Source organism: Streptomyces sp. MK37H (assembly GCF_018035285.1).
GTDB lineage: Bacteria > Actinomycetota > Actinomycetes > Streptomycetales > Streptomycetaceae > Streptomyces > Streptomyces endocoffeicus.
Genome location: NZ_JAAAYH010000002.1, coordinates 24,962 through 51,428 on the forward strand (window position 1 = coordinate 24,962; position 26,467 = coordinate 51,428).

At 71.8% G+C, this 26,467-nt stretch carries 24 protein-coding genes and 1 riboswitch; of the genes, 9 read left to right on the top strand and 15 right to left on the bottom strand.

Annotation, left to right across the window (positions count from 1 at the left end; translation table 11 throughout):
- Positions 1-2 precede the first annotated feature (2 nt).
- Positions 3-989, bottom strand: coding sequence for a helix-turn-helix transcriptional regulator (locus GWI24_RS00835; RefSeq protein ID WP_210943892.1), 987 nt, complete (start codon positions 987-989; stop codon positions 3-5).
- A gap of 145 nt (positions 990-1,134) precedes the next feature.
- Here GWI24_RS00835 and GWI24_RS00840 point away from each other — a divergent pair, with 145 nt between their 5' ends.
- On the top strand, positions 1,135-2,379 hold the full coding sequence (locus GWI24_RS00840; RefSeq protein ID WP_247615680.1) for an MFS transporter: 1,245 nt from the start codon (positions 1,135-1,137) through the stop codon (positions 2,377-2,379).
- Here the strand turns inward: GWI24_RS00840 and GWI24_RS00845 are convergent.
- Positions 2,345-2,980, bottom strand: coding sequence for an isochorismatase family cysteine hydrolase (locus GWI24_RS00845; RefSeq protein ID WP_210943894.1), 636 nt, complete (start codon positions 2,978-2,980; stop codon positions 2,345-2,347). The genes GWI24_RS00840 and GWI24_RS00845 overlap by 35 nt on opposite strands.
- A gap of 181 nt (positions 2,981-3,161) precedes the next feature.
- On the opposite strand from GWI24_RS00845, the gene GWI24_RS00850 reads away from it, so the two are divergent.
- Together GWI24_RS00850 and GWI24_RS00855 are read left to right on the top strand one after the other, a co-directional pair.
- Complete coding sequence (locus GWI24_RS00850; RefSeq protein WP_210943896.1) at positions 3,162-3,767, top strand: TetR/AcrR family transcriptional regulator; 606 nt, start codon at positions 3,162-3,164, stop codon at positions 3,765-3,767.
- A gap of 50 nt (positions 3,768-3,817) precedes the next feature.
- Entirely contained in the window at positions 3,818-4,777 is a 960-nt protein-coding gene (locus GWI24_RS00855; RefSeq protein ID WP_210943973.1) for a DMT family transporter, read from the top strand.
- A 39-nt stretch (positions 4,778-4,816) separates the two neighbouring features.
- On the opposite strand, the gene GWI24_RS00860 is transcribed toward GWI24_RS00855, so the two are convergent.
- The 5 genes from GWI24_RS00860 to GWI24_RS00875 all read right to left on the bottom strand — a co-directional run bounded on the left by GWI24_RS00860 (position 4,817) and on the right by GWI24_RS00875 (position 9,065).
- Positions 4,817-6,049, bottom strand: a complete 1,233-nt coding sequence (locus tag GWI24_RS00860) for an NAD-dependent epimerase/dehydratase family protein (RefSeq protein WP_247615689.1) — start codon at positions 6,047-6,049, stop codon at positions 4,817-4,819.
- Entirely contained in the window at positions 6,046-6,177 is a 132-nt protein-coding gene (locus tag GWI24_RS46025) for a hypothetical protein (protein WP_281788693.1), read from the bottom strand. Before GWI24_RS46025 ends, GWI24_RS00860 begins: the two co-directional genes overlap by 4 nt.
- A 48-nt stretch (positions 6,178-6,225) precedes the next feature.
- Positions 6,226-8,094: an FAD-binding dehydrogenase gene (locus GWI24_RS00865; RefSeq protein WP_247615681.1), complete on the bottom strand. Its 1,869-nt coding sequence runs from the start codon at positions 8,092-8,094 to the stop codon at positions 6,226-6,228.
- 172 nt (positions 8,095-8,266) lie between these two features.
- The gene (locus GWI24_RS00870; RefSeq protein ID WP_210943900.1) at positions 8,267-8,650 is read right to left on the bottom strand and encodes a (2Fe-2S) ferredoxin domain-containing protein; all 384 of its coding nucleotides are present in this window, start codon (positions 8,648-8,650) and stop codon (positions 8,267-8,269) included.
- 60 nt (positions 8,651-8,710) lie between these two features.
- Positions 8,711-8,840: riboswitch (cobalamin riboswitch) on the bottom strand.
- A 48-nt stretch (positions 8,841-8,888) separates the two neighbouring features.
- Positions 8,889-9,065 carry a hypothetical protein gene (locus GWI24_RS00875; protein WP_210943902.1) on the bottom strand — a complete coding sequence of 59 codons (177 nt, stop codon included), beginning with the start codon at positions 9,063-9,065 and terminating at the stop codon, positions 8,889-8,891.
- Between the two features lie 192 nt (positions 9,066-9,257).
- Between GWI24_RS00875 and GWI24_RS00880 the strand changes: the two genes are divergently transcribed.
- Complete coding sequence (locus GWI24_RS00880) at positions 9,258-11,159, top strand: glycoside hydrolase family 97 protein (protein ID WP_210943904.1); 1,902 nt, start codon at positions 9,258-9,260, stop codon at positions 11,157-11,159.
- Positions 11,160-11,578: 419 nt separating this feature from the next.
- Here GWI24_RS00880 and GWI24_RS00885 read toward each other — a convergent pair whose 3' ends face one another.
- From GWI24_RS00885 to GWI24_RS00900, 4 genes are all read right to left on the bottom strand, one after another.
- On the bottom strand, positions 11,579-12,625 hold the full coding sequence (locus GWI24_RS00885; RefSeq protein WP_210943905.1) for a PHP domain-containing protein: 1,047 nt from the start codon (positions 12,623-12,625) through the stop codon (positions 11,579-11,581).
- Positions 12,626-12,687: 62 nt separating this feature from the next.
- Positions 12,688-15,033, bottom strand: coding sequence for a glycoside hydrolase family 65 protein (locus tag GWI24_RS00890; RefSeq protein ID WP_210943907.1), 2,346 nt, complete (start codon positions 15,031-15,033; stop codon positions 12,688-12,690).
- Positions 15,030-15,773, bottom strand: a complete 744-nt coding sequence (locus GWI24_RS00895; protein ID WP_210943909.1) for an HAD family phosphatase — start codon at positions 15,771-15,773, stop codon at positions 15,030-15,032. The genes GWI24_RS00890 and GWI24_RS00895 overlap by 4 nt, the downstream gene beginning before the upstream one ends.
- A 160-nt stretch (positions 15,774-15,933) precedes the next feature.
- The gene (locus tag GWI24_RS00900; RefSeq protein ID WP_210943911.1) at positions 15,934-16,833 is read right to left on the bottom strand and encodes a Gfo/Idh/MocA family protein; all 900 of its coding nucleotides are present in this window, start codon (positions 16,831-16,833) and stop codon (positions 15,934-15,936) included.
- A 216-nt stretch (positions 16,834-17,049) separates the two neighbouring features.
- On the opposite strand from GWI24_RS00900, the gene GWI24_RS00905 reads away from it, so the two are divergent.
- From GWI24_RS00905 to GWI24_RS00915, 3 genes are all read left to right on the top strand, one after another.
- Positions 17,050-18,300, top strand: a complete 1,251-nt coding sequence (locus tag GWI24_RS00905; RefSeq protein ID WP_210943914.1) for a beta-propeller fold lactonase family protein — start codon at positions 17,050-17,052, stop codon at positions 18,298-18,300.
- 82 nt (positions 18,301-18,382) lie between these two features.
- Entirely contained in the window at positions 18,383-18,886 is a 504-nt protein-coding gene (locus tag GWI24_RS00910) for a MarR family winged helix-turn-helix transcriptional regulator (RefSeq protein ID WP_210943916.1), read from the top strand.
- Positions 18,887-18,957: 71 nt separating this feature from the next.
- Positions 18,958-20,229, top strand: coding sequence for an MFS transporter (locus GWI24_RS00915; protein WP_210943918.1), 1,272 nt, complete (start codon positions 18,958-18,960; stop codon positions 20,227-20,229).
- A gap of 71 nt (positions 20,230-20,300) precedes the next feature.
- Here the strand turns inward: GWI24_RS00915 and GWI24_RS00920 are convergent, their stop codons facing one another.
- From GWI24_RS00920 to GWI24_RS00930, 3 genes are all read right to left on the bottom strand, one after another.
- The gene (locus GWI24_RS00920; protein WP_037951357.1) at positions 20,301-20,678 is read right to left on the bottom strand and encodes a hypothetical protein; all 378 of its coding nucleotides are present in this window, start codon (positions 20,676-20,678) and stop codon (positions 20,301-20,303) included.
- 2 nt (positions 20,679-20,680) lie between these two features.
- A complete protein-coding gene (locus tag GWI24_RS00925) occupies positions 20,681-20,920 on the bottom strand; it encodes a hypothetical protein (RefSeq protein ID WP_020865818.1) in 240 nt (79 codons plus the stop codon).
- Positions 20,921-21,009: 89 nt separating this feature from the next.
- On the bottom strand, positions 21,010-21,984 hold the full coding sequence (locus GWI24_RS00930) for a carbon-nitrogen hydrolase family protein (protein ID WP_210943920.1): 975 nt from the start codon (positions 21,982-21,984) through the stop codon (positions 21,010-21,012).
- 225 nt (positions 21,985-22,209) lie between these two features.
- Between GWI24_RS00930 and manD the strand changes: the two genes are divergently transcribed.
- Complete coding sequence (manD, locus tag GWI24_RS00935) at positions 22,210-23,451, top strand: D-mannonate dehydratase ManD (protein ID WP_210943922.1); 1,242 nt, start codon at positions 22,210-22,212, stop codon at positions 23,449-23,451.
- A 45-nt stretch (positions 23,452-23,496) separates the two neighbouring features.
- Positions 23,497-24,480: an aldo/keto reductase gene (locus tag GWI24_RS00940; RefSeq protein ID WP_210943924.1), complete on the top strand. Its 984-nt coding sequence runs from the start codon at positions 23,497-23,499 to the stop codon at positions 24,478-24,480.
- Positions 24,481-24,496: 16 nt separating this feature from the next.
- On the opposite strand, the gene GWI24_RS00945 is transcribed toward GWI24_RS00940, so the two are convergent.
- On the bottom strand, positions 24,497-26,443 hold the full coding sequence (locus GWI24_RS00945) for a cellulase family glycosylhydrolase (protein ID WP_210943925.1): 1,947 nt from the start codon (positions 26,441-26,443) through the stop codon (positions 24,497-24,499).
- Positions 26,444-26,467: the final 24 nt, after the last annotated feature.

Consider the following 26,467-nt stretch of genomic DNA (forward strand, 5'->3'; position numbering starts at 1 on the left):
CATCACTCGCGCGGGTCGGCGGTGAGTCGGTCGCCCAGGGGACTTCGCCGGTACAGCACCTGCCGTCCGTGGCGCGCCCGGGTGACCAGACCCGTGGCGTGCAGGACGCGCAGGTGCTGGGACACGGCGCTCGGAGTCACCCTCAGGCGGCGGGCGAGCTCAACCGTGGGCAGGGGCTCCTCGAGGAGGCCGAGGAGTCTCGCCCGGGGCGCGCCGATGAGCGACACGAGCGCGGACGCGTCGTGGGTGGGCTCCGAGGCCCACAGCGTCGCCACGCCACGGCTCGGGTAGACCAGCGACGGAGGTTCCTCCGGGCTCACCGGGGGCGCTGGCTTGTGCGCGAAGACGGAGGGCAGGAGGAGCAGTCCACGGCCGGATGCCACGACACGGTGCCGGCTGATCATCTTGGTGATGTGCAGCACCCCGTTGTGCCAGCGCAGATGGGGATGCATATCGGCGAAGAGCAAGCGGGCGCCCCCCATGGCCAGTCGGCGCGCGCGGTAGGTCATGTCCGCCTCCACGACGAGTCGCATCCGCGGCCACATCGGCTTGACGGCGATCTCCCAGTACTGGCGCAGGAGAGCGCAGATGGTGTCGCGGAGTCCGGCGACGGACGCGTCGTCCTCGACGGCGGCGTCGCGCAGCGCCGGGGGCAGCGGGTCCGGCGCGTGTGTGGCCAGCAGATCGCGGCGGACCAGGTCGGGATGGGTCTGACGGACGACGGCGAGTTCGTCCTCGAAGGCCGGGGCGAAGGTCGCGGGCCGTGGAGTCAGAAAGTCCGGAAGGGTGCGTCGCCGCGCCACCAAGGACATCAGCAGGTCGGTGTCCAGGGCGCCGAGTCTGCCCAGCACCGCTCTGCGCCACGGCAGATGCACCGCGGACAGGCTCGGATCGTGCAGTACCCGCAGGCTGAACACCGTCTCGTTCAAGGGCGATACGGCGAACCGCGTGTCCGCCAGGTCCTCGACATCGAGCACAAAGCTGATCATTAAGCCATACGCTACATCGATTGCCGACGGAACTCCGGTGCCATGGACTTCGGCCCATGACACATCCCACGACGCATTCCGTGAGACACCCCCTGCGTGTACGGACCCCGCGTGCGCGGTCCCCGCGTGTGCGGACCACGGCCGGATGAGCCGCCGCATGGTCCTGCTCCTCGCCATCACCTGCGCGGTGGCGGTGGGCAACATCTACTTCCCGCAGGCCATCGGCCCACTGGTGGCCGACGGGCTGCAGGTGTCCGCCGACTCGGCCGCCGTGGTGGTCACCGCCACCCAGGTCGGCTACACGGCCGGAATCGTCCTGCTGGTGCCGCTCGGCGACCGGATCCCGCACCGTACGTTCCTCGTCGTCCTGCTCGGCCTCACCGGCCTGGCGCTGTTCGCCGCGGGTTGCGCGCCCGCCCTGCCGCCCCTCGTCGCCGCCAGCGCTCTCGTCGGCCTGACCACCGTGGCGGCGCAGATCGTCGGTCCGCTGGCGGCCGGTCTCGTGGCCGCCGACCGCCGGGGAGCGGTGATCGGCACCCTGCTGAGCGGATCGACCGGCGGCATGCTGCTGGCCCGCACCTTCAGCGGCACCCTCGGCGAGTGGCTGGGCTGGCGGGCCCCGTATCTCGTGGCCGCGATCCTGGCCCTGCTGCTCGCCACCGTCCTGGCGTTCGCGGTCCCCGCCACGACCCCGGCCTCCCGGCAGTCCTACCCCGCGCTCCTGGCCGAACCGCTGCGCCTGCTGCGCACCGAGCCGGAGCTGCGCCGCTCCTGCTGGTACCAGGCGACCGTCTTCGCCGGATTCTCGGCCGTCTGGACCTGCCTGGCGCTGCTCCTCACCGGTCCCGCCTACGGCCTGGGCGCCCAGGCCGTAGGCATGCTCGCCCTGGTCGGCGGGGCGACCATGCTGTGCACCCCGCTCGCCGGGCGCCTGGTGGACCGCCGAGGACCCGATCCGGTGAACCTCGTCTGCCTGCTCGGAGTGCTCCTCTCCGCCACGATCCTCGCCCTGGGCGCCCTGGGCGGGACGCCGGGCCTGGCCGCCCTGACGGTCGGCACACTGCTGCTGGACGTGGCGATGCAGTCCGGCATGGTGGCCAACCAGGCCCGCGTCTACGCCCTGCGCCCGGACGCCCGCAGCAGGCTCAACACCGCCTATATGACCTGCGCCTATCTGGGCGGCAGCGCGGGTTCCTGGCTCGGGGTACGCGCCGGGGGCCGGGCCGGCTGGTGGGGCGTGTGCGCACTTGTCGCGCTGCTCACCGTCCTCGCCCTGGTCCGCCACCTGCCGGCCCTGCGCCGGCCTCGGGGGAGCCTGCCGGTTCCGGCTCAGGCTCCATGCCGTAACACGGCCCCTACGCCTCCGGACCCTCCCCTTGCAGCGCGGTGAGGAGCTCCCTCGTGGTGAGGATGGCATGGGCGAAGGTGGGGCCGTTCAGCTCGTGCGCGGAGTGCATCATCTCGGGTTTGAAGGCGGCCGTGGCGTCGCGGACCAGTGTGACGTGGTAGCCCAGTTCCATGGCGAACCGGCCGGTGGACTCGATGCAGGTGTTCGCCAGCAGCCCGACGAGGATCACATGGGTGATGCCATGCTGCATGAGCTGCATATTCAGGTCGGTGTTGGCGAATCCGCTCTGTGACCAGTGTTCTCGGACCACCACCTCCCCCGGCCCCGGCTGGAAGTCGGGGTGGAACTCCCCGCCCCAGGTGCCCCGGGCGAAGGTGTGGCTCACCATGATGTTCCGCTGGGTCGGGTTGGGGTGGTCCCACGACTCGTAGTCACCCGGCTCCCAGCGGCGGTGCGGGACGAACACCACCCGCACTCCGGCCTGCCGGGCGGAGCCGACGATGGCGCGCAGGTTGCCCAGCAGACCGACCTCCCGCGCGACGCTCTCCACGGCCGGCCAGATCTTGCCACCCTCGGAGAGGAAGTCGTTGTAGGGATCGACCAGCAGCACTGCCGCCCGCCGGGGGTCATAGGTCTCGGCCATGACGTCCCCTCCGTGGGCTCGTGGAAGATCATTCATCGCCTGAACAGGCACATCCCCAACGCTCCGGGTACCCATCCGTCGCCGTTCGAACGCCGCACGGCATACCCACCCACTTCCGGGAAGCCCTCGACGCCTCCTATAGTAGGTAGACCTACCTACCTAGTCTGTCAGGGTGTACGCGATGAGTGAGACCGGTGCGAGGACGACGGAGCCCGGGAGGCGGCGGCCGGCGCGTGAGCGTCTGCTGGCGGCCGCCGCGCGCCGCTTCTACGCCGACGGCGTGACGGCGACCGGAATCGACACGATCACCGCCGAAGCGGGCGTGGCGAAGATGAGCCTGTACAACAACTTCTCCTCCAAGGCCGATCTCGTCAGGGCCTATCTCGACGCCCGCCACGAGGAGTGGCTCGCGATGTACCGGTCACGGCTGGAGCGGGCCGAAAGCCCCCGCGACGGCGTCCTCGCGGTCTTCGACGCCTACGCCGATCACGCGGCGTTCGCCTACGAGCGCGGCTTTCGCGGCTGCGGCCTGCTCAACGCGGCCGCCGAGCTGCCCGCCGGGGACGAGGGCCGGACCGTCGTACGCCGCCACAAGGAGGAGGTCGAACGGCTGATCACCGGCCACCTCGAAGAGCTGCTGCCCGAGCGTCCCGAGGACGCTGCCACGATGGCGGAGCACCTGGCGTTCCTGCTGGAGGGCGCGATGGCCCGTGCCGGTCTGGAAGGGGATGACAGCCGTCTGCGGCACGCCCGCGCGATGGCGGCGGCCCTGCTGGAGCGCCTGTGACGGCCCCCGGACACGGCGCCCGCTCTTCAGCGGGCGCCGGATCGTTGTGCGTGCTCGCCGCGTCCGTGCTGTGGGGCACCACCGGCACCGCGGCCACCTTCGCCCCGGACGTCGGCCCGCTCGCCATCGGCGCCGTCGCCATGGGCCTCGGCGGACTGCTCCAGGCCCTGGTCGCCGCTCCCCGCATCGCCCGTCAGGCCCCGCGGCTGCGTGCGCGGCGCGGCACCGTACTGCTCGGCGCGGTCTCGGTGGCGGCGTACCCCTTGGCGTTCTACAGCGCGATGCACCTGGCCGGAGTGGCCGTGGGCACCGTGGTGTCGATCGGCATGGCCCCGCTGGCCTCAGCCGTGATCGAACGGGTCATGGACCGGCGCCGGCTGACGCGCCGCTGGAAACTCGGCGCCGCCCTGGGCCTGTTGGGCACCTTCCTGCTGTGCGCGGGCCAGGCCGCCGGGGCCCCTGGCGGCGCGGAGCGGGCATCCACGGCCGCCACGGTGCTCGGTGTGGGGCTGGGCCTCATCGCGGCCACGACCTACGCCCTCTACTCCTGGGCGGCCCACCGGCTGATCACCCAGGGGGTCACCTCGCGCGCGGCGATGGGCGCGGTCTTCGGCGTGGGCGGGCTGCTCCTGGTGCCCGTCCTCCTGGTCACCGGCGCCCCGCTCCTCGACTCCGGGTCCAACATGGCCGTCGGGGCGTACATGGCGCTGGTGCCCATGTTCGCGGGCTACGTCCTGTTCGGCTGGGGGCTGGCGCATGTGCCCGCCAGCACGGCGACCACGCTCTCCCTGCTGGAACCGGCCGTCGCGGCCGTCCTCGCCGTGCTGGTCATCGGCGAACGCCTCCCCGCCGTCGGCTGGGGCGGTATCGCACTCGTCCTCGCCTGCCTGGCCGTCCTCACCGCCCCGGCGGGCGTCTCCGGGCGGCGCCGACAGCGGCGAGACGGCGTGACGCCGCCGCAGCGCACAGCGGTGGAGCACACCCTTGCCCAGTCGGACCCCGCACCGTAGCGGAGTCCGGCTACGGCAGGCCGTCCGCGTGCGGCGATGTCATTCAGCACTCCGCGGGCCGGAAAACCTCTCCGCGAGCTCGCGATGCTTGTCGGCGGCCGGCTTCGCCCGGGCCGTGCTGATGGCCGATCCGGCCATCCCTCCCAGACGTTCAGCCTCGTCCGCGGAGCGCAGATGCTCCTGCCGCGCATGCTCACGGCAGGCGAGGCAGGTGACGTTCTCCGGGCGCGGTGAGGTCATCGCGTACGGGGCCCGCAGTCCGCATCCGGTATCGACGAGGCTCGGCAGGTCACCGACCAGACCGAACGTGGATGCCATCATCTCGCGGACGGCGGCTACGCCACGGACGACCTTCGACTCGACATGGATGTGCGGATCGTCCCCGCCCAATGCGTCCTCCCTGCCACGGCGCGCGGCCGACCGGGAGTGCTCCCGGTCGGCCGCGGAGTGCGGGACGAGTCTCCCACGTGCCCGGTGCGCCACGGGCTTCAGACGGCCGGCTGTGCGGCCTTCCAGGCGCGGCAGTGCGTGGCGGGGGCGTCGGTGAAGGAGACGTGGCGGGGGTGCCGGCCGAGCAGGCGGTGGGCCTTGGCGCTGCTGACGAGTTCGTCCTGGTCGGCCGCCATCTGCGGCATGCCGCCCGCTTCGGCCGTCTCGAGGCCGATCTCGCCTGTGCGGCCAGCCGCCCGGACGGCGATCCGCTGCATCTCCAGGGCGCTCAGGCGCTGGTCGTCGGCGATGACGAAGACCTCGCCTTCGACGGCGGTCGGGGTGGTCGAGGACTCGGACGTAGGCGTCGGCGAGGTCGTCCACGTGGACCCAGCTCCAGCGCTTGCTGGTGTCACCGTAGAAGACGGGCTTGCCGGACTCGGCGGCGGCGAACCACTGGCCGGTCATGGAGGTGGCGGCCGGGCCGCCGTAGAGGAAGCCGGGACGGACCACGGTGTGCGCGAGACCGCCGGCGGCGAGCTCCTTCTCCAGGCCGAAGCGGAAGCCGAGGGGGCTGTCGGGATGGCCGGGGGTGTTCTCGTCCATGAGGGCGAGACCGGTGCGGCCGTAGGCGGAGATGCCGGTGGTGTACACCAGGTGGCGGCGCCGGCCGTCGCGGTCCTGTGCGGCGGACAGTTCGGCGAACAGCCGCTGGTCGGCACCGATCGGGTCGCTCATGTCCATGAGCAGGTGCACCACCGCGTCCGTGCCGTCCAGGTGGCCCCGCCAGGTCTCGGGCCGGGAGAAGTCCCCCTGCACGGGGGTGACTTCATGGGCGGTCAGGTCGCGGGCGGCCGGGGCGGCGGTGTCGCGGCGCCCGCCGCCGCGTCCTGGACAAGATCCCCGACGCCCTGGTCCCGGACCTCGCGAAGACCCTCGCCGACCTCGCCGAAGCCCTGTCCCAGGGCCACCGCGGCAGCTGAGAACCGAGGCCCGCGTCCGTCGGCCCGCCGACCGGGTCAGGCCGCGGTCGCGGACACCGCCGCGCGGCCCGCCGTGCGGCCCGAGAAGAGGCAGCCACCCAGGAAGGTGCCCTCCAGGGAGCGGTAGCCGTGCGCTCCTCCCCCGCCGAAGCCCGCCACCTCACCGGCCGCGTACAGGCCGCTGATCGGGTGGCCGGAGGCGTCCAGGACGCGGCCGGAGAGGTCGGTCTGGAGGCCGCCGAGGGTCTTGCGGGTGAGGATGTTGAGGCGCACGGCGATCAGGGGTCCGGCGCCCGAGTCCAGGATCCGGTGCGCGGAGGCGGTGCGGCTGAGGGTGTCCCCGGGGTAGGCGAGCGCGTTGCGGATGCCCATGACCTGGACGTCCTTGGTGTACGGGTTCTCGATCTCGCGGTCGCGGGCCTCGATCTGCCGCTTGAGGTCCGCCAGGTCGATCAGGTTGTCGCCGGTCAACTTGTTCATACCTGCCACGAGTTGGGGCAGGTTGTTGGCCACGACGAAGTCCTCGCCCTTGTCCCGGAACCGCTGGATCGGCTCGGGGGTCTGCCAGATGCGGGAGAGGAGCTGCAGGATGTCCTTGTTGGTCAGGTCCGGGTTCTGCTCCGAGCCCGAGAGCGCGAACTCCTTGGCCATGATCTTCTGGGTGGTGACAAACCACGAGTAGTCATAGCCGGTGGCGGTGATCGATCCGAGGGTGTGCAGGGTGTCGTAACCCGGGATGTCGGGGCTGGAGAAGCGCCTGCCCTTCGCGTCGAACCACATCGACGACGGGCCCGGCAGAATGCGGATGCCATGGCCCGGCCAGATCGGGTCGTAGTTCCTGAGGCCCTCGGTGTAGTGCCACATCCGGTCGGGGTTGACGATCCGTCCGCCAGCCTTCTCGGTGATCGCCAGCATGCGGCCGTCCACATACGCCGGGACGCCGGTGACCATGAACTTCGGCGGCGGGCCGAGCCGGTCGGGCCAGTTCCGGCGTACGAGGTCGTGGTTGGCGCCGATACCGCCGGAGGTGACGATCACCACCGGGGCGTTGAGCTCGAAGTCGCCCACCACGGTGCGCGAGGTCTGCTTGCCGCGAGCGGCGTCGCTCGGCTCCAGGATCGAGCCGCTCACCCCGGTGACGGCGCCACCGGTGACCACCAGTTCGTCCACCCGGTGACGGAACTTGAAGGTGACCCGGCCGTCCTTCGCGGCGGCCCGCACCCTCTTCTCGAATGGCTCGACCACGGCGGGACCGGTGCCCCAGGTGACGTGGAAGCGCGGCACCGAGTTGCCGTGGCCGTCCGCGAGACCGCCGCCGCGCTCGGCCCAGCCGACGATCGGGAACCATTGCACGCCGAGCCCGTGCAACCAGGACCGCTTCTCCCCGGAGGCGAAGTCCACATACGCCTCAGCCCACTTGTGGGCCCAGTAGTCCTGGCCACCGGGGTCGGTGACACCGCGGTCGAAGCCGGCCGTGCCGAGCCAGTCCTGCCAGGCCAGTTCGGGGGAGTCCTTGATCCCCATCAGCCGCTGCTCCTCGGAGTCGACGAAGAACAGGCCGCCGAAGGACCAGAACGCCTGACCGCCGAGGTTGCTCTCGGGCTCCTGGTCGAGGAGGAGCACCTTGCGCCCCGCGGCCGCCAGCTCCGCCGTGGCCACCAGCCCGGCGAGCCCATGGCCGACCACGATGGCGTCCGCGTCCGAGGAGGCCCCTGAGGCGGCGAAGGCCGGAACCGCCGCCTGGGCGAGCGCGGCGCCGGCGAGCACACCGCCCGCCGCCGTCAGGGCGCGGCGGCGGCTGATCCCGCTGATCCCGCTGTTCCCGCTGTTCCCGCTGTTCCCGCTGTTCCCGCTGTTCCCGCTGTTCCGGGCGGGCGACGCGGAATTCTCTGTGGAGTTCTCCATGAGCTGCCTTCCGGAAGGGGTTCGGAGGGTGCGGGAGGTACGGAGGGGGTTGCCGCGACGGAATCGTGTTACCGACCGGCAACGTGTTACCGACGGTAGCCCACAGGGTGCAAGGCCGCCAGAGTTCTGCTCGTAAGACCAACTCCCGTGCCACACAGGCGACTTCGGGCGCTCAGCGACCGCCCGGTGACGGCTCGGCCGAGGCGCTCCCCCGCGGCGAGAACGCGTACAGATCGAGGATGTCGGGCAGCGGTGCCACCCCCGGGCCGCCCGCCCGGACCCAGGCCACGATGTCCTCCGTCGCATCCGGGTCGTTGACCAGGCCGAGCCACACCGGCCTGCCCCCGGCGGCCCGTCCGGCGGCCGACGGCTGCACCACGATCACATTGGCCTGGTCGCAGACGTCCAGACACTCGGAGACGCGTACGGGCGCCTCCTCACCGAGCCGCGCGATCTGCGCGGCATGGTCGATGCCGGTCACCTTGGGACTGCCGCAACAGCAGTCCCGGCACACGGTCACCCGGCACGGCAGTGGGTCGGTCGGCCTTACGGACACGACGCATCACCCCTCCTCCGGGGAAGTCCGCCCCGGTGTCGCTCGAGGAGGCGACCGCGTGAGTCTCCTGGCTCTCGGGTCGATGCTCGTCCCGGCCTTCCCACCCGCGTATGCGGGCAGTGACCTGTTCGGGATCCGCTCGCCGATCACAGTGGCGGTACCGCGCCGGAGTCACACCGGCTTCCTCGTTCCGCCGTCGCCTTTGTCGCCCGGCATCATCGCATCCCGGGCGCCCCGCTCACTCCTTCGGGGCTCCGCACCGCGCACAGCGAGTGAAGCGGGCGGTGTCCTGGATCGCGCCGCAGTCGGCGCACACCCTCTCCAGCCAGCAGGCGGGGTCCCCGCCCTCGGGCCCGGCGGGCGCCGGGTCCGCCGTCTCCCGGTCCGGGTCGCCGGGCCGAGCCGTGCCGCTCATCGTGTGCGCCTCCTCAGCCGGACCGTGCGCGGGTCCGTCAGCCGACCCGCTACCCGTGGCGTCGCCTCCGGAAGCAGCCAAGCCATAGATCCGATCTCTCATGCGCCAGCGACCCTTGACGGGGCGTAATGTCGCTCAACCCCTCCCAAGTTATCGGATGACTCGGTAACGTATCCGCCTCGGGAGGCAACGATGCCGAGATCTTACCGACGCTCCGCAGTGGCATTTCTGCTCTGCGGCGTCCTGGCCATGACGCTCTTCATCACCGGGCCCGCACAGGCGAAGGACTCCGCCTGGACCGTGCGCGGCCCCTCGCCCCACTCCGGTCCCCTCGCCCAGCTGCGGCTTGACGGCGCCTCGGGAGCGCTGACGCTCCAGGTGTCCCGGGGTGGACGGACGGTGATCGAGCCCTCGCCCGTGGGCATCGTCACCGAGCGGGCGGACCTGTCGCACGGGCTGCGCTATCTGGGACGCCACGACCGCACCGTCGTGGAGCGCTACCGGTCGACGGTCGGCAAGCAGCGCTCGCGCACCGCGCGGATGACCGAGTCCCGCTTCCGGTTCCGGGGCGGCGGGAACGCCCGGCTGGACCTTGTGGTGCGGGTCTCGGACGACGGGGTCGCCTATCGCTACGACCTGCCCTCCGGCAGCGGCGATGTCCTCGGCGAGGCCTCGGCCTTCACCCTGCCCCCGGACGCGACCGCGTGGCTCGGCGACTACCGCAAGGACAACGAGAACCTGTTCAAGGAGTACACCGCGGCGACCGCGCCCACCGGTGAGTACATGGCGCAGGCGCTCTTCGAGACGGGCGGCGGCTACGCCCTGATCGCGGAGTCGGATCTCACCGGCCGCTACTCCGCCGCCCGGCTGATCCACCAGCAGGGGCTGCCCACGTACCGCATCGGCCTGTGGGACGAGCGGGTCGAGTCCGACGGGCCGCTCAGCACACCCTGGCGCGCCCTGATCGTGGGCGATCTGCCGACCGTCACCCAGTCCACCTTCACCGACGATCTGGCACCGGCGTCACGGGTCGCCGACACCTCGTGGATCCGGCCCGGCCCCGCGCTGTGGACCTGGCTCGCGGGCGGCAAGCCGGCCGGGCAGAGCCTGTCGATGCAGCAGGGGTACGTGGACTACGCGGCCCAGCGCGGATGGCCGTATGTGGTGGTGGACGCGGGCTGGTACTTCGACCCCGACCAGTGGGACGTCACCGATCCCGACTGGCAACGCAACAGCTGGATCCCGCAGCTCGTGGACTACGCCCGCGAGCGGCAAGTGGGCATCCAGGTCTGGATCCACCACCGTGACCTCGACACCGCCGAGGAGCGCGAGCAGTGGCTCCCCACGCTGGAGCGGTGGGGGGTGAAGGGCGTGAAGATCGACTTCATGGACTCCGAGTCCCAGGAGACGCTGCGCTGGTACGACGAGATCCTCAAGGACACCGCGGCCCACCATCTGCTCGTCAACTTCCACGGCTCGACGATCCCCAAGGGCATTCAGCGCACCTGGCCGCAGGTGATGTCGATGGAGGGCGTGAACGGCGAGGAGAAGCGGACCAACACCCCGCAGCACCTGGCGACGCTGCCCTTCACCCGCAATGTCATCGGCTCCATGGACTTCACCCCCGGGGCCTTCCACCGGCCCCAGCGCCCCAACGCGGCGTCGGACGCGGGCGAAGTCGGCCTCTCGGTGCTCTACGAGTCCGGGATCCAGAACCTGGCGGGCACTCCGGAGTCCTACGACGCCCGTCCGCTCGCCCGCCGGTTCCTGGAGCAGATCCCGGCCACCTGGGACCGCACCCGGCTGCTGGCGGGGCGGCCGGGTGAGAGCGCGGTGCTCGCCCGCGCCAGCGGCCCGCGGTGGTTCATCGGCGGTACGTTCACCGGCCCCGCGCACACCGCCGAGGTGCCGCTGCGGCTGGAGCCGGGCCGCTGGCTGGTCGATCTGATCCTGGACGGCCCGGCCGGTCTGGTCCGCACCCCCACGGTGGTGCGCGGCGGGCAGACCCTGTCCGTGCCGGTCGCGGCGGACGGCGGGTTCGCCGCCATCGCCTGCCGCTGGCGGCCCGGTCTCTCGACCTGCGACCGCCCCTGACCCGCCCCTACGACCCGCGCTGACCATCCGTCACACGGACACCCCATCCAGGAGATGCCGATCGCCGGAAGGCAGACGCCGGCCGCGAAGACCCATGCGGCGGCGACGGCACGGGCGCGGGGGGCGGGGTGGCCGCCGGTCCGCCCGTGGGAGAGGGCCGGCAGCCGGTCGGCCTTCTGCCGTGTCGGGTTCTTCCTCTGCTGAGTGGTGAGGAAGGCGGACAGCCGGTCCGCCGACTCCGCGTCCGTGACGGCCTCGGCGTCCGCCCGCATCTCCATCAGCGTGACCAGGGCACGACGGGCGCGGCTGTTGGCGTAGAGGCCGCCGGTCAGGGTGAGGACGAAGGCGGCCATCGACGTGAGGGTCCGCGCGCCGAGGCGAATAGGCGAGGTCTCCGCCCCTTTCGCGTATAGCCGCCGTCAACTCCCGTGTCCCGCACGGCGCGGGGGCCGACGCGTGCGGGTCCAGTCCACCAGCTGCCGGGCCGTCCAGGTGGTGATGACGCGCTCCGTCGGCACCCCGCATTCCACGGCCCGGGCGCATCCGTTGGGCTGCCAGTCGAGTTGGCCGGGCGCGTGGGCGTCGGTGTCGATGGAGAAGAACGTCCCCGCCCGGACGGCCTCCCGCAGCAGCCTGCGCGGTGGATCCAGCCGCTCCGGGCGGCAGTTGATCTCCACGGCGGTGCCCGCCTCCGCGCAGGCACCGAAGACCTCCTCATGGTCGAAGGCCGACTCGGGGCGCTTGCCGCCGAGCAGCCGTCCGGTGCAGTGGCCCAGCACATCGACCAGCGGATCGCTGACGGCGGTGACCATCCGGCGGGTCATGGGGCGGGCGTCCATCCGCAGCTTGGAGTGGACCGAGGCCACCACCACGTCCAACTGGTCCAGCAGGTCCGGCTCCTGGTCCAGGGAGCCGTCGGGGAGGATGTCGACCTCGATCCCGGTGAGCAGCTGGAACGGGGCGAGCTTCGCGCGCAGCTCCGCCACCACGTCCAGCTGGGCGCGCAGCCGGTCCGCCGAGAGGCCGCGGGCCACCGTCAGCCGCGGGGAATGGTCGGTGAGCACCGCCCACTTGTGCCCCAGCCGCGCCGCCGTACGGGCCATCAGCTCGATCGGGGAACCGCCGTCGGACCAGTCCGAGTGCATATGGCAGTCCCCGCGCAGCGCGGCGCACAGCTTCACCGCGTCCTCGTCGGGCTCGCGCCCGGCCTCGGCGGCCTCGGCCTCCAGCTTCGCCAGGTACCCGGGCACCTGGTCCTTCAGCGCCTCCTGGACCACCTGCGAGGTCTTGGGGCCGAGACCCTTGAGCGACCGGAGGGTGCCGTTCGCGGCACGCCGCTCCACCTCCTGTGGGTCCAGGCCGGCGAGCACCGACTGGGCCGTGCGGAAGGCGCGCACCCGGTAGGTCGGCGCCTGGGCGCGCTCCAGGAGAAACGCGATCCGGTCCAGGGCCTCCAGGGGGTCCATCGGGCGCTCCTCGCTGTGGGTGGCGTGGCGTGCGGGGTGTCGTGACGTAGGGCGTCCGTGCCTCAGGCGCGGCGGTTCGGGCGGCGGCCGGGGGGCTGATGGGGTTCGGGACGTGCCGTCAGCTCGTCGATGTCGCAGGTCCGGGGGGTCTTCTCGGAGACGGTGATGGGCCGGCCGTAGTGCCGGATCTCCAGGGGAGCGCCCTCGGCCAGGGAGTAGGTGACAGAGCGGTTGCTGATCTCCACGCGCAGCCTCCGGCCCAGCACCTGCATGGTGAAGGCGAGCCGGGCCAGCTTCTCGGGCAGCTTGGGCGAGAACTCCAGCCTGCCGTCGCGGTGCCGCATCCCGCCGAATCCCGCGACCAGGGCGATCCAGGTGCCGGCGAGCGAGGCGATGTGCAGACCGTCGCGGGTGTTGTGCTCCAGGTCCTTCAGGTCCATCAGGGCCGCCTCGCCCAGGTAGTCGTAGGCGAGCCGCAGATGGCCGACCTCGGCGGCCATGACGGCCTGGGCGCACGCGGAAAGCGAGGAGTCCCGGACCGTCAACCGCTCGTAGTAGTCGAAGTTGCGTGCCTTCTCCTCCTCGGTGAAGCACTCGCCGCGCAGATACATCGCCAGCACCAGGTCGGCCTGTTTGACGACCTGTTTGCGGTACAAGTCGAAGTACGGGAAGTGGAGCATCAGCGGGTACTGGTCGGGGCGCATGCCCTGGAAGTCCCACTCCTGGTGGCCGGTGAAGTCCGCGGACTGCTCGTGGACGCCCAGGGTCTTGTTGTACGGGACGGACATGGACTCGGCGGCGTCCCGCCAGGCGGCGGACTCCTCGTCGTCGACGCCCAGTTCGGCGCCCTTGTCCGGGTGGCGCTCGACGATGTCCGCGGCGGCCCGCAGATTCGACTGGGCCATGAGGTTGGTGTACACGTTGTCGTCCGCGACGGCGCTGTACTCGTCCGGGCCGGTCACCCCGTCGATGTGGAAGCGGCCGTGGTGGTCGTGGTGGCCGAGGGAGCGCCACAGCCGGGCGGTCTCCACCAGCAGTTCCACGGCGGTCTCGCGCTCGAACTCGTCGTCGCCGGTGGCGGCCACATAACGCACCACCGCGTCCGCCACATCGGCGTTGACATGGAAGGCAGCGGTGCCGGCCGGCCAGTAGGCGGAGCATTCGGAGCCGTCGATGGTGCGCCAGGGGAAGGCGGCGCCCTCGTGACCGAGCTGCCGGGCCCGGTCCCGGGCGGCGGGCAGGATGGACTGCCGCCAGCGCAGCGCCTCGGCCACGGACTCGGGGAAGGTGTAGGTGAGCAGGGGCAGGACGAAGGTGTCGGTGTCCCAGAAGGAGTGGCCGTCGTAGCCGGAGCCGGTGAGGCCCTTGGCGGGGATGGCCCGTTCCTCGGCGCGGGCGCCGGCCTGGAGGACGTGGAAGAGGGCGAAGCGCACCGCCTGCTGGATCTCGGCGTCCCCCTCGACCTCGACGTCGGCGCGGGACCAGAAGTCCTCCAGCCAGGCGCGCTGCTGGTCCACCAGGCCGCGCCAGCCGGCGCTGGCGGCCCCGGCCAGCGCGGCCTCGACCTGGTCCCGTACGGCGGGCAGCGAGCGGGCGCCGGACCAGCCGTAGGCCACCAGCTTCTCCAGCCGCAGCACCTGGCCCGGCTCGAGCACCGAGGTGACGGTCAGCCGGGCGACGTCGTCGGCGCTCTCGCTGGAGTGGCGGGTGGGCGGCGGCCCGGTGATCAGGTGGTCGGCGGCGGCCGCGACCCGCAGACAGCTGGCGTCGGTGCAGTGGATCAGCCGCAGCCGCTTGTCGTCGGCGGCGTTCTCCTCGGGCTTGAGCGGGGACTCCAGGGCCTCGGCCACCCGGGGGTCGCCGCCGCGCTCGGGGAGCTGCTCGTTGGCGACCAGTTCGGACTGGACGACGACGCGGATCTGGGCGTCGACGGCCTCCACCTCGTAGGCGACGGCGGCGATGGCCCGCTGGGTGAGGGAGACCAGCCGGGTGGAGCGGACCCGCACGCTGACGCCGGAGGGAGAGGTCCATTCGCAGGTGCGGTGGAGCAGTCCGCCGCGCAGATCGAGCACCCGCTCATGGGAGCGCAGCCGTCCGTAGCGCAGATCGAAGGGCTCGTCGTCCACCAGCAGCCGGATGATTTTGCCGTTGGTGACGTTGATCATGGTCTGACCGGCCTCGGGGTAGCCGTATCCGGCCTCGGCGTAGGGCAGGGGACGCCGTTCGTACACCCCGTTGAGGTAGGAGCCGGGGAGGCCGTGGGGCTCCCCCTCGTCGAGGTTGGCGCGCCAGCCCACATGGCCGTTGGAGAGGGCGAATACCGATTCGCTCTGGGGCAGCAGATCGAGCAGGAGATCGGTCTCCCGCAGCGTCCAGGGGTCGACGGCGTACGAGGAATCGATGATCACGAGTCGTCCTCCAGCAGCTCGGCGAGATCCTTGACCACGATGTCGGCGCCGTGTGCGCGCAGCGCGTCGGCCTGGCCCACTCGGTCCACGCCGACGACACAGCCGAAGTGCCCGGAGCGCCCGGCCTCCATGCCCGCCAGGGCGTCCTCGAAGACGGCGGCCTCCTCGGGCCCGACGGCCAGCTCCTGTCCGGCCGCCAGGAAGGTGTCGGGGTGCGGTTTGCCGGGCAGCTTGCGCTCGGCGGCGACCACACCGTCGATCCGCACCTCGAAGAGGTGCTCGATACCGGCGGCGATCAGCACATCGCGGCAGTTGGCGCTGGAGGAGACGACCGCGGTCCGCAGGCCCTCGGCACGGACTGCCTCCACGAAGCGCACCGAGCCCGGGTACACCTCCACTCCCTCCTTCCGGATCTTCTCCAGGACGAGGATGTTCTTGCGGTTGCCCAGGCCGTGCACGGTGTCCTGGTCGGGCGGGTCGTCCGGCTCGCCGTCGGGGAGCTCGATGCCCCGGGAGGCCAGGAAGGTGCGCACCCCGTCGGCACGCGGACGGCCGTCCACGTACTCGTCGTAGTCACGGCCGGAGTCGAAGGGGCGGAAGGAGGGGCCGTCGCGCCGCCGCAGGAACTCATCGAACATCTGTTTCCACGCCGCCGCGTGCACCACCGCGGTCCTGGTCAGCACGCCGTCGAGGTCGAACAGGCAGGCTCGGATGCCATCGGGCAGGCAGAGCTTGGTCATGGCCCCCGACTCCCCCGGGAACGCCGGAATATGCGGGGGAGGGGAAGCCTTCCCCCACTCAGCGGAGCACGGCGCGCCCTCGGCGAGGGGCGGGCGCTCAGCGCGGGGCGGCGCTCGTCCACCACGGGACAGCGCTCGCTCACCACGCAACGGCGCTAGCTCAGCGCGGCACGACGGTGCGCCCCTCGCGGCCGGAGCGGTCTGCGGCCTCCAGGACGGCGACGACCTCGCGGCCGAACCGTACGTCGCAGGGGTCGGCCGCGCCGCCGTCGCGGGCGGCGCTCAGCAGCCGGTCGACGGCCGTGGCGAAGGCGTCCAAGGCGGTGGTCCCCGCCTCGGGCACCACGGCGATCCCCCGCTCGCCGTAGAAGTCGCACGAGAAGCCCTGGGCGGCGGGCCGGGCGTCCAGGGTGAGCGCGAGGGTGCCGATGGCGCCGGAGTGGTGGCGCAGCAGCACATGCGCCGCGCCGCGCGGGCCCTCCAGGGCGGTGACCTCGGCCACCGGACCGAGGACCGGCAGCAGGACGGACAGCGAGTGCGGGCCGACGTCCCACAGCCCGCCGCGCTCCCGCCGCCAGTGGGAGTCGCCGTAGTGGCCGCCGGGCTGGAAGATCGAGGCGAAGGCGGTGGCACGGCCGCCGTCCCAGCCGCCGTCCGCCGCGGCCTGCCGGAGGAAGGTCTCGACGGGCGCCGCGAAGCGGTTGGTGAAGAACACGACCGAGGCCAGCCCGCGTTCGTCCACGGCCCGCACGATCCGGTCGGCCTCCTCGGTGCCGAAGGCCAGCGGCTTGTCCAGCAGCAGATGGCATCCGGCCAGCGCGGCCCGCTCGGCGAGGCCGCTCTGGATGTCCGGCGGGAGGGCGATGGCCACGGCGTCCACGTCGGCGATCAGCGCGTCGGCGTCCGGGTAGGCGCGAGTGCCCCAGCGGTCCGCCAGCGCCTTCGCCTTCACCGGATCGCGCCCCCATATCCCGGCCAGTTCGGCCACGGGGTGTGCGGCGAGCGCCGCCGCGTGGGTCTCGGCCGCCCAGTGTCCGGTGCCCAGCACTCCGAACCGCACTGTCCGTCCCCCTCCGTGCGAAGCCCCGGGGCCCTCCCCGGGCGTCGGCCGCGATCCTACGCCCGTGCGGCCCGGCCTCTTCGGCCGAGGGCGGTACGCCGCTCCCCCGCTTGGCCGCGGGCGGATGCCGGTGGGCCGGGGCGGTGCCAGGGTGAGGCCATGGCCGGCCACGGTGCGGGTGACGGCCGAAGCCCACCCTCACCGCTGGAGGAACCCGTGGCCCGTGGCTCGTCCCGCTTCCCCTCCCGCGCACACCGGCGGCGTGCCACGGTCCGGGCCGCGGCGATCCTGCTGCTGTGCGGGGCAGCGGTTCCGGCCTGCGCCTCCTCCAGCGAACACCGGCCGGACCGGGCGGCGTCGGCGTCGGCGCGGCAGAGCGCGCTCCAGGCGTCGGCAGCGGCGAAGAAGAAGGCCGAGAAGAAGGCCGAGTTGGCCCGGCTGCTGCCGGGGATGCCGCCCCCGCTGGACCCGCATGACCTCTACGCGGCCGACCGGCCGGGGAAGCTGTCCCGGACGGTGAAGGACTATCCGTCGCGGGTGTACGTACCCAACACCCTCTCGGACACGGTGAGCGTCATCGATCCGAAGAAGTTCAAGGTCGTCCGCACGATCCAGGTGGGCCACCAGCCGCAGCACGTGGTGCCCTCGTGGGATCTGAAGACGCTGTGGGTCAACAACGACCTGGGCAACACCCTCACCCCCATCAACCCCGCCAACGGCCGGGTGGGCCGCCCAGTGGACGTCCACGACCCGTACAACCTCTACTTCACCCCGGACGGGAAGTACGCCGTGGTGATGGCGTCCATGGACCGGGCGCTGGTCTTCCGGGACGCGCACACCATGAAGGTGATCAAGTCGGTGCCGGTGGACTGTTACGGCGTCAACCACGCGGACTTCTCACCCGACGGGCGCTACTTCATCGTCTCGTGCGAGTTCTCCGGTGAGCTGCTGAAGGTGGACACGGCGAAGAAGAAGGTGATCGCCAAGCAGCGGCTGCCGATCGCCGGGGCCATGCCGCAGGACGTCAAGATCTCGCCCAACGGCAAGACCTGGTACATCGCCGACATGGTGGCGAACGGCCTGTGGGTGCTCAACGGCGACACCTTCGGCAAGCCTCGGCTGCTGCCCACCGGAAAGGGCACACACGGCCTCTACGTCAGCCGCGACTCCCGCTCCATGTACATCTCCAACCGCGGCGAGGGCACCATCTCGGTGCTGTCCTTCACGACCGGCAAGCTGGTGCGGCGGTGGCGGCTCCCCGGCGGCGGCAGCCCCGACATGGGCGGGGTGTCCGCCGACGGCAAGGTGCTGTGGCTCTCGGGCCGCTACAACGCCGAGGTCTACGCGATCGACACCCGCACCGGCCGGCTGCGCGCCCGGATCCCGGTCGGCGGCGGCCCGCACGGGCTCGCGATCTACCCCCAGCCCGGCCGCTACTCCCTCGGCCACACCGGAATCTTCCGCTGAGCCGGTATTCCCGCGGGTGCCCGCCGGGGCCTGTGACCATCTGCATAGCCTGCCTATATAGAGGCATGATATAAAACTAGATGTGGAATACACACAGCAGTCCGGTGCCCGGGAATCCGACACCCCCGCCACCCGCGAGGAGGTCGCGGAGGCGCTGGAGCAGCTGGCGTTCCTCGCGGTGCGCCATCTGACCAACCGGGACATCAGCTTCACCGCGGCCTCGACCCTCGGCCGGCTCAGCCGGGAGGGTCCGTCCCGCCTCACGGCCCTGGCCGCCGACGAGGGCGTCACCCAGCCCTCGATGACCCAGCTGATCCAGCGGCTGGAGCGGCAGGGTCTGGTGACCCGGGTCGACGATCCGCACGACGGGCGGGTGGTCCTGGTGGCGATCACCGACGCCGGGCGGGAACTGCTCGCCGAGCGGCGCCGCGGCCGTACGAACCGGCTCGCCGAACTGCTGGCCACCCTCTCCCCCGAGGACGAACAGGCACTCGCCACCGCCGTCCGCGCCGCCACCCCCGCCTTCCAGCGGCTGGTCGAGAGCGCGGCACGGGCGCGGAAGTCCCCGGGAAACACCGCTTCCTGATCAACCGGCACCCTGCCGCGCCACGGCTCCCCATGTCGTCACGGCTCGGGCCCTGAACGACGGAGCATCATTTGTCCGCTCATCCCAGCGCCCCCAACCCCTTCAAGCAGCCGAAGGCCGTATGGGCGGTCGCCTTCGCCTGTGTGATCTCCTTCATGGGCATCGGCCTCGTGGATCCGATCCTGCCCTCCCTCTCCGCCAAGCTGCACGCCACGCCGAGTCAGGTGTCGCTGCTGTTCACCAGCTATCTGGTGGTCACCGCCGTCGCCATGCTGATCACCGGGTTCGTCTCCAGCCGTATCGGCGCCAAGCGCACCCTGGTGGCCGGTCTGGTGCTCATCGTGATCTTCAGCGCGGCGGCCGGGGCGTCCGGCAGCATCGACGGGATCGTCGGCTTCCGCGCCGGATGGGGGCTGGGCAACGCCCTCTTCATCGCCACCTCGCTGGCCGTCATCGTGGGCTCGGCCAGCGGTGGCTTCGCCGGCGCGATCATCCTCTACGAGACCGCGCTGGGCATCGGCATCGCGATCGGGCCGCTGCTGGGCGGTGAGCTCGGCGCGATCAGCTGGCGCGGGCCGTTCGTCGGCGTGGCGGTCCTGATGGCCATCGCGCTGATCGCGACCATCGTGCTGGTCCAGCCCACCCCGACCCCGGCGCGCCGGGCCTCGATCGCCGACCCGATCAAGGCGCTGCGCCACCGCGGACTGCTCACCATGGGGCTGACCGCGCTCTGCTACAACTGGGGCTTCTTCACGGTGCTGGGTTACGCCCCGTTCCCGATGGACCTGGGCACCCATGAACTCGGCTACGTCTTCACCGGCTGGGGTGTGCTCGTCGCCGTCTTCTCGGTCTTCGGCGCCCCCTGGCTGCAGGCGCGGCTCGGCATAGCCCGCTCCCTGTATCTCAATCTGGCGCTGTTCGCCCTCGACATCCTCGTCATCGGCCTGTTCACCGACTCCAGGACGACGCTGATCGTGGCGGTGATCGTGGCCGGCGCCTTCATCGGGATCAACAACACCATCACCACCCAGGCGGTGATGACCGTCGCCCCCGTCGAACGGCCCGTCGCCTCCGCCTCCTACGGCTTCGTCCGCTTCATCGGCGGCGGTCTGGCCCCGTACGCCGCGGGCAAGATCGCCGAGCACAACGGTGTGCATCTGCCCTTCTACATCGGGGCGGCGGCGGTCGCACTGGGCATCGGCGTCCTGGCCACCGGGCACTCGCTGCTCGCCGAGGCCGAGCGCGTCCAGGCGGCGGAGGCGGCCGGACACACCCCGGCCGAGGAGCGGCGCGAGAGGCTGGAGAAGCAGGCGCTGGCCGAGGAGCTCGGCTCGGCGGGCTGACGCGGGACGGGGCCCCGGCGGGCCCCGTCCATGAGGGCCCCGCCCGTCCCCGCTCAGATCCGCCGGGAGCCTCAGATCCGCCAGGAGCGGATGTGGCTGGCCGCGTCGAAGACATCGGACTTCCCCGAGAGGATGTCGCGGACCAGGTCGATCAGCGCCCCGTACGGCGGGTCGATGCCCTCGCCGGAAGCGTGCATATAGGCGACCGCGGTCGCCGCGGCGAACCGCGCGTTGCTCGCCGGAAGCGGTCTGAGCAACGCGATGGTGTGCAGCAGGGCCGCGGCCCGCCACGCGGGGTCGGGATCGACGCCCAGGCGTGGCGGGTCGACGCGGTGGCGGGCGACGGCCGCGACCAGACCCGAGAAGTCCGAGATGGCCGGCTGTTCCGGCATGACTTCCTCATGGCGCTGCAGCAGCCAGGGGACGTCGATTTGCAGCAGCGGGGCCATGGTCAGGCGGCCTGCCCGGGCTGGCGGTGCTCATCGTCGGGGAACGCGTCCGCGAAGGCGTCGGCGTTGTCCGCGAAGAACCGCCGGAAGACCTCGGCACCCTCCTGCAGAGCGCGGTGACGCGCGATGTCGGCCACGGTCGCCTCGCGGACGAGGGCCTTCATGGTGGTACCGCGCTCCTTGGCGATCTGGCGGAGGTCCTCAAGTTCCCGATCGCTGAATTCCACGTTGAGTGCTGACATGCGGGACACCCTACTCATCAGGTACCCCGTCAGCAATCGCCGCAGCTCAGATCATGTTTTTGTAGGTACTTGACAACCCTCTCCAGCCATTAGGGACGGCTGCGGCCGGGGACGGGACCGCCGTCGGGCCCGACCCGGACGAACGGCTCACGCACCTCCCGGTCCAGCAGGCTCCGGTACGCGGCGGGGCGGCGGAAGGCGTCTCCCCAGGTCTCCCGGCGCCGGTTGTCGCGCAGCGCGTCGAGGTCGAAGACCGCCGGATAGACCCCCTCGGCCTCGCCCGCCTCGACCACCAGGGTGTCCCGCGACCGCCCGCCCACGAAGGCGACGCCGTCGTGCGCGACGGAGTGGCCCCAGCCGGGACCGGCGTAGTTGGCCATGGCCATCCCGGTCATGTTCTCCACGGCGCGGGAGCGGAACTGGGAGAGCCGGTTGATCTCCAGCTCGCAGGCGTTCGGGGTGAGGACGATCTCCGCCCCGGCGAGCATCAGGGCGCGGGCGCTCTCCGGGAACTCGCGGTCGTAACAGATCATCGCCCCGGTCATCACCTCGCCCACCGCCGTGTCCAGGGCGCACACCTCGAACCCCTCCCCCGGCGTCAGACCGGCCTCGGGCAGATCGAAGGCGCAGGTGTGCACCTTGGCGTAGGTCAGCACCAGGCGGCCGTGCCGGTCGATGAGGGAGAGGGAGTTGCGCGGCGGTCCGTCCCAGCGCTCCAGATAGGTGAGCGCGATGGCCATCTCGAGCTCGGCGGCCAGCTCGCGGAAGCGGGTGACGAAGGGCGAGTCGCGGGTGATCGGCTCGCCGAGCCAGACGGGCTCGGGCCACGGCCCGGCCGGGGTGCGGGCGCCGTCCCACAACGACGGATGACGGTAGACGTCGCCGTCGGCGGAGCCTTCGGGGACGGCGCAGCTGTAGCCGTTGCTCCACATCTCGGGGAAGAGCGCGATGTCCGCGCCGAGCGCCCGCGCCCGGCGGCAGGCCGCCTCGCCGAGGGCGAGGTTCACCGGCAGATCGGGCCCGGGCGGGGCGAGTTGGAGCAGGGCGACGGTGAGGGTGGTCATGGCGGATGCCTCCTTCGGTACCTGATGACGTGTGGGCGATGCGAAGGAGGTGTCCCGGTGGGCCCCGGGGGCGGGGCGGGTGTCAAAGCATCGCCGCCACGCTACCCGCGCACGAGGTGGGTTCGCGAGGGGCCGTCGCCTCCGGATCCCGGCGGCTGGAAGCGGGTAGAGCTGCCCGTACGGCGTGATCGCCGAAGGGACCGGCCACGAGGAATGGGGTATGCGGTGAGGATCGAGTCGGCCGAGGTCGTCGTCACCAGTCCGGGACGCAATTTCACCACCCTGCGCATCGTCACCGAGGACGGTGTCACGGGTCTGGGGGACGCCACGCTCAACGGCCGTGAGCTGGCCGTCGCCTCGTATCTGCGGGACCATGTGGTGCCGCTGCTGCTCGACCGGGACGCCTCGCGCATCGAGGACACCTGGCAGTATCTGTACCGCGGGGCGTACTGGCGGCGGGGGCCGGTGACCATGGCCGCCATCGCGGCCGTCGACACCGCGCTGTGGGACATCAAGGCCAAGGCCGCCGGGATGCCGCTGTACCAGCTGCTGGGCGGGGCGTCGCGCAGCGGGGCGCTGGCCTACGGGCACGCCTCCGGCCGGGACGTCCCCGAGCTGCTCGACTCCATCCGCGCCCATCTGGAGCAGGGCTATCGCGCGATCCGCGTACAGACCGGCATCCCGGGGCTGGCCTCGGTCTACGGGGTGGCCTCCGCCAGCGCGGGCGGCGGGGAGCGCTACGACTACGAACCGGCGCGCCGCGGGTCGGGGCCGCGGGTGCTGCCCGCCGAGGAGAGCTGGGACACCCGGGCCTATCTGCGCCATCTGCCGACCGTGTTCGAGGCCGTCCGGGCGGAGTTCGGCCCGGAGCTGCCGCTGCTGCACGACGGCCACCACCGGATGACACCGATCCAGGCGGCCCGGCTCGGCAAGGCGCTGGAGCCGTACGACCTGTTCTGGCTGGAGGACGCCACGCCCGGCGAGGACCAGGCGGCGCTGCGGCTCATCCGGCAGCACACCACCACTCCCCTGGCCATCGGCGAGGTCTTCAACCACGTCCACGACTACACCACCCTGCTGAGCGAGCGGCTGATCGACTATGTGCGCTCGGCGGTGACCCACACCGGCGGGGTCACCGCCATGCGCAAACTGCTGGACCTGGCCGCGGTCTACGGGATCAAGTCCGGGATGCACGGTCCGACCGACATCTCCCCCGTGGGCATGGCCGCGGCGCTCCACCTGGATCTGGCCGTCCACAACTTCGGCATACAGGAGTACATGCCGCACACCGCCGACACGCTGGAGGTCTTCCGCACCTCCTTCCGCTTCGAGGACGGGCTGCTGCACCCGTCCGACACCCCGGGTCTGGGTGTCGAGCTGGACGCCGAGGCCGCCGGGCGGTTCCCGTACCAGCCCGCGTATCTGCCGGTGAACCGGCTGGCGGACGGCACGGTGCACGACTGGTGAACCGAGGTACGGTGAGCCGCGTCGCCGTAAGTGAGAAGAGGGAGCATGGAGCAGCGTGAGTTCGGCCGGCTCGGCCGCAAGGTCTCGGTCGTGGGCCTGGGCACCTGGCAGCTGGGCGCGGACTGGGGCGAGGTCGACGAGAACGACGCCCTGACTGTGCTGGACGCGGCCGTCGAAGCGGGCGTGACGTTCTTCGACACCGCCGATGTGTACGGGGACGGGCGCAGCGAGCAGCTCATCGGGCGGTACCTGCGGGAGCGACCGGACGCCCGGATCTTCGTGGCCACCAAGATGGGGCGGCGGCTGCCTCAGCTCGCGGAGAACTACACCCTGGACAACTTCCGCGCGTGGACCGACCGTTCGCGGGCCAATCTGGGCGTGGACACCCTGGATCTGGTCCAGTTGCACTGCCCGCCCTCCTCGGTGCACTCCTCGGCCGCGGTCTTCGACGCGCTGGACACGCTGGTGGCCGAGGAGCGGGTGGCGGCGTACGGGGTGAGCGTCGAGACATGCGCGGAGGCGCTGGCGGCGATCGCGCGTCCGGGCACGGCGAGTGTGCAGATCATCCTCAACCCGTTCCGGCTCAAGCCGCTGGAGGAGGTGGTGCCGGCGGCGCGGGAGGCCGGTGTGGGGATCATCGCGCGGGTGCCGCTGGCGTCCGGTCTGCTGTCCGGGAAGTACACCAAGGACACCGTCTTCGCCGAGAACGACCATCGCACCTTCAACCGGCACGGCGAGATGTTCGACCAGGGCGAGACGTTCTCGGGCGTGGGCTTCGAGGAGGGCGTCGAGGCGGCGGTGGAGTTCGCCGGGCTGGCCCCGGCGGGAGCCACCCCCGCGCAGACGGCGCTGCGGTGGATCATCCAGCAGCCGGGCGTGACCTCGGTGATCCCGGGGGCGCGTTCGCCCGAGCAGGCTCGGGCGAACGCTGCCGCGGCGGGGCTGCCCCCGCTGCCGGGCGCCACGCTGGCGGCCGTCGGCGACCTGTACGACCGGCGGATCCGGGCCCAGGTGCACCATCGCTGGTAACGGTGGCACGCGGTGCTCAGAAGCCGGCGTCCGCCGCCCATTGCGCGAGTTCGCGCTGGGCGGCGGCGCGCTGCTCCGCCGAGGGGGCGGCGGTGCCGTCGGCGATCAGCGCGTAGTGCAGGGTGCCCGTGGACTCATCGGCCGGGGCGGAGAGCACCAGCCGGTTCCCGTCGCTGTCGCCGGGCTCGGCCGCGGTGGCGACGGGGTGGTCGGCGGTGTGGCCGTGTGCGGTGTACGCGGGCGGGCCGGTGAGGGTGCCCAGATCGGAGACGACGGTGGTCCGGGCGGGGTCGAAGTCGCGGGGCAGCCGGAGTTCGGTGGGCGCGTCGGTGGCGCCGTCGGAGCGCCACACCAGCATGCCGTAGCGGCCGGAGCCGGTGACCTTGGCGACGTTGGGCAGACTGCCGGGGACGCGGTCCCAGCTGAGCGTGGTGGAGCCGTCGCGTGAGCGGTCCTCGAAGGTGAAGGCGAGGGTGCGGCCCGCGACGGCGCGCGGATAGATCCGGTCGAGCAGCCGGGCGTCCTGGCGCAGGGCGGCGGTACCGGAGTCGTCGAGGCGTACTGCCGAGAGGTCCTCGTCGTTCCAGGCGTCGCCCTCGGTGAGAATCTTCCCGGTGTTGCCGTTCATGGCCTCGTGGTGGCGGCCGTTGTAGATGTCCCACTGCCACTGGGTGGAGGAGAGCACGGCGCCGGAGGCGGCCGGCCGGGTCCACCAGGAGGCGCCGGGGAGGCGGGAGTCCAGCGCCTGGTACATGCCCTTGACGACGGTGGGGGCCTTGTCCGAGGTGAAGCCGGCCAGCGGATGGCCGAATTCGCTCATGACGGCGGGCAGGTCGAGTGCGGTGGAGCGGTCGCGCAGGGCGCCGAAGTCGCCCGCGTACTGGCCGTCGGCCGCCTTGCCGGGCATGAAGATCCCGGAGATGGCCTTCTGGTCGTAGTAGTGGGTGTTGAAGACGTAGTCGGGGCCGGGCTTTCCGGCGTCGAGGAGCCCGCCCTCCTGGCGCTGGAAGTCCAGGTTGGAGTTCCAGAACATATTGGGCTCCACGAAGGCGGGCTTGTCCTGCCAGCCCGCGGCGTCCATACGGGCGCGGAACTTCTCGTAGAAGGGCCACAGCACGCTCTTCTCCCAGGTGCGGCTGTTCTGCCCGTCGTCGTACGCGCCCGCGTACGGCTCGTTGAGCGGGTCGAAGCCGACGACGCGGGTGAACTGGTCGTCGGTGAGCTGCCGGGCGAGGTAGGTCATGGTCTTCTCGGCGGTGGCCAGGAAGGCGTCCTGGACGCGGACGGTCCCCGCGCCGGTGGTCAGGGCGCGGTTGCGCCAGAAGTCGCGGGTGGCGCCTCTGACCGCCTGGTTCTGGGTGATGTTCTGGCCCCAGTGGATGCAGATGCCGCAGGACTCCTTGGGGTAGCCGCCCGCGTCGATCACCCACTTCGGGGCGCCGTCGCCGCTGTACCAGCTGTCCTTGTCGAAGAGATGGCGGGAGTACAGGTCCTGGTGGAAGTCGGGGAAGACCCGGATTCCGGCGTCGAGGAACGCCTTCATCTGCGCGGTGGCCTTCTCCAGATAGCCGGTGTCCACCTGGCCGGGCTCGGGCTCGGCATGGGCCCAGGAGAGCAGGAACCGCACCGCGTTGGCGCCAGTCAGGTGGCGCATGGCGGCGGCGGACTTCCTCGCGTCGGCGGTGGTGGCGAACGGGAGCCCGCCGTTCTCCTCCAGTTTGGTCTCGCCGGACACGTTGAAGCCGCGCAGCACGACCTCGCGGCCGTGGCCATCGGCGAACCGGGTGCCGTCCACGGCCACCTGGTCCGCCGCCCGGCCGTCGAACCAGGGCGCCTCGGCCGCGGCCGCCGGAGTGCCCGGGGCCGCGGCCGCCGCCAGCAGCAGGACGGCCGCCCCGAGCAGCCGGGTGCGACCCGGTCGGGGGCGGCCGATCCGTATCCCTCGTGTCTCATGAGTCGGCATGGACCTACCGTCCAGTAAACCTGA

Excerpts from the sequence above, each read along its gene's own strand:
- GWI24_RS00840 (WP_247615680.1), top strand. The coding sequence starts at position 1,135 with ATGAGCCGCCGCATGGTCCTGCTCCTCGCCATCACCTGCGCGGTGGCG.
- GWI24_RS00835 (WP_210943892.1), bottom strand. The coding sequence starts at position 989 with ATGATCAGCTTTGTGCTCGATGTCGAGGACCTGGCGGACACGCGGTTC.
- GWI24_RS00845 (WP_210943894.1), bottom strand. The coding sequence starts at position 2,980 with ATGGCCGAGACCTATGACCCCCGGCGGGCGGCAGTGCTGCTGGTCGAT.
- GWI24_RS00920 (WP_037951357.1), bottom strand. The coding sequence starts at position 20,678 with ATGGCCCCGCTGCTGCAAATCGACGTCCCCTGGCTGCTGCAGCGCCAT.
- GWI24_RS00930 (WP_210943920.1), bottom strand. The coding sequence starts at position 21,984 with ATGACCACCCTCACCGTCGCCCTGCTCCAACTCGCCCCGCCCGGGCCC.
- GWI24_RS00940 (WP_210943924.1), top strand. The coding sequence starts at position 23,497 with ATGGAGCAGCGTGAGTTCGGCCGGCTCGGCCGCAAGGTCTCGGTCGTG.
- GWI24_RS00885 (WP_210943905.1), bottom strand. The coding sequence starts at position 12,625 with ATGGACCCCCTGGAGGCCCTGGACCGGATCGCGTTTCTCCTGGAGCGC.
- GWI24_RS00850 (WP_210943896.1), top strand. The coding sequence starts at position 3,162 with ATGAGTGAGACCGGTGCGAGGACGACGGAGCCCGGGAGGCGGCGGCCG.
- GWI24_RS00945 (WP_210943925.1), bottom strand. The coding sequence starts at position 26,443 with ATGCCGACTCATGAGACACGAGGGATACGGATCGGCCGCCCCCGACCG.
- GWI24_RS00875 (WP_210943902.1), bottom strand. The coding sequence starts at position 9,065 with ATGAGCGGCACGGCTCGGCCCGGCGACCCGGACCGGGAGACGGCGGAC.
- GWI24_RS00865 (WP_247615681.1), bottom strand. The coding sequence starts at position 8,094 with ATGGAGAACTCCACAGAGAATTCCGCGTCGCCCGCCCGGAACAGCGGG.
- GWI24_RS00925 (WP_020865818.1), bottom strand. The coding sequence starts at position 20,920 with ATGTCAGCACTCAACGTGGAATTCAGCGATCGGGAACTTGAGGACCTC.
- GWI24_RS00895 (WP_210943909.1), bottom strand. The coding sequence starts at position 15,773 with ATGACCAAGCTCTGCCTGCCCGATGGCATCCGAGCCTGCCTGTTCGAC.
- GWI24_RS00880 (WP_210943904.1), top strand. The coding sequence starts at position 9,258 with ATGCCGAGATCTTACCGACGCTCCGCAGTGGCATTTCTGCTCTGCGGC.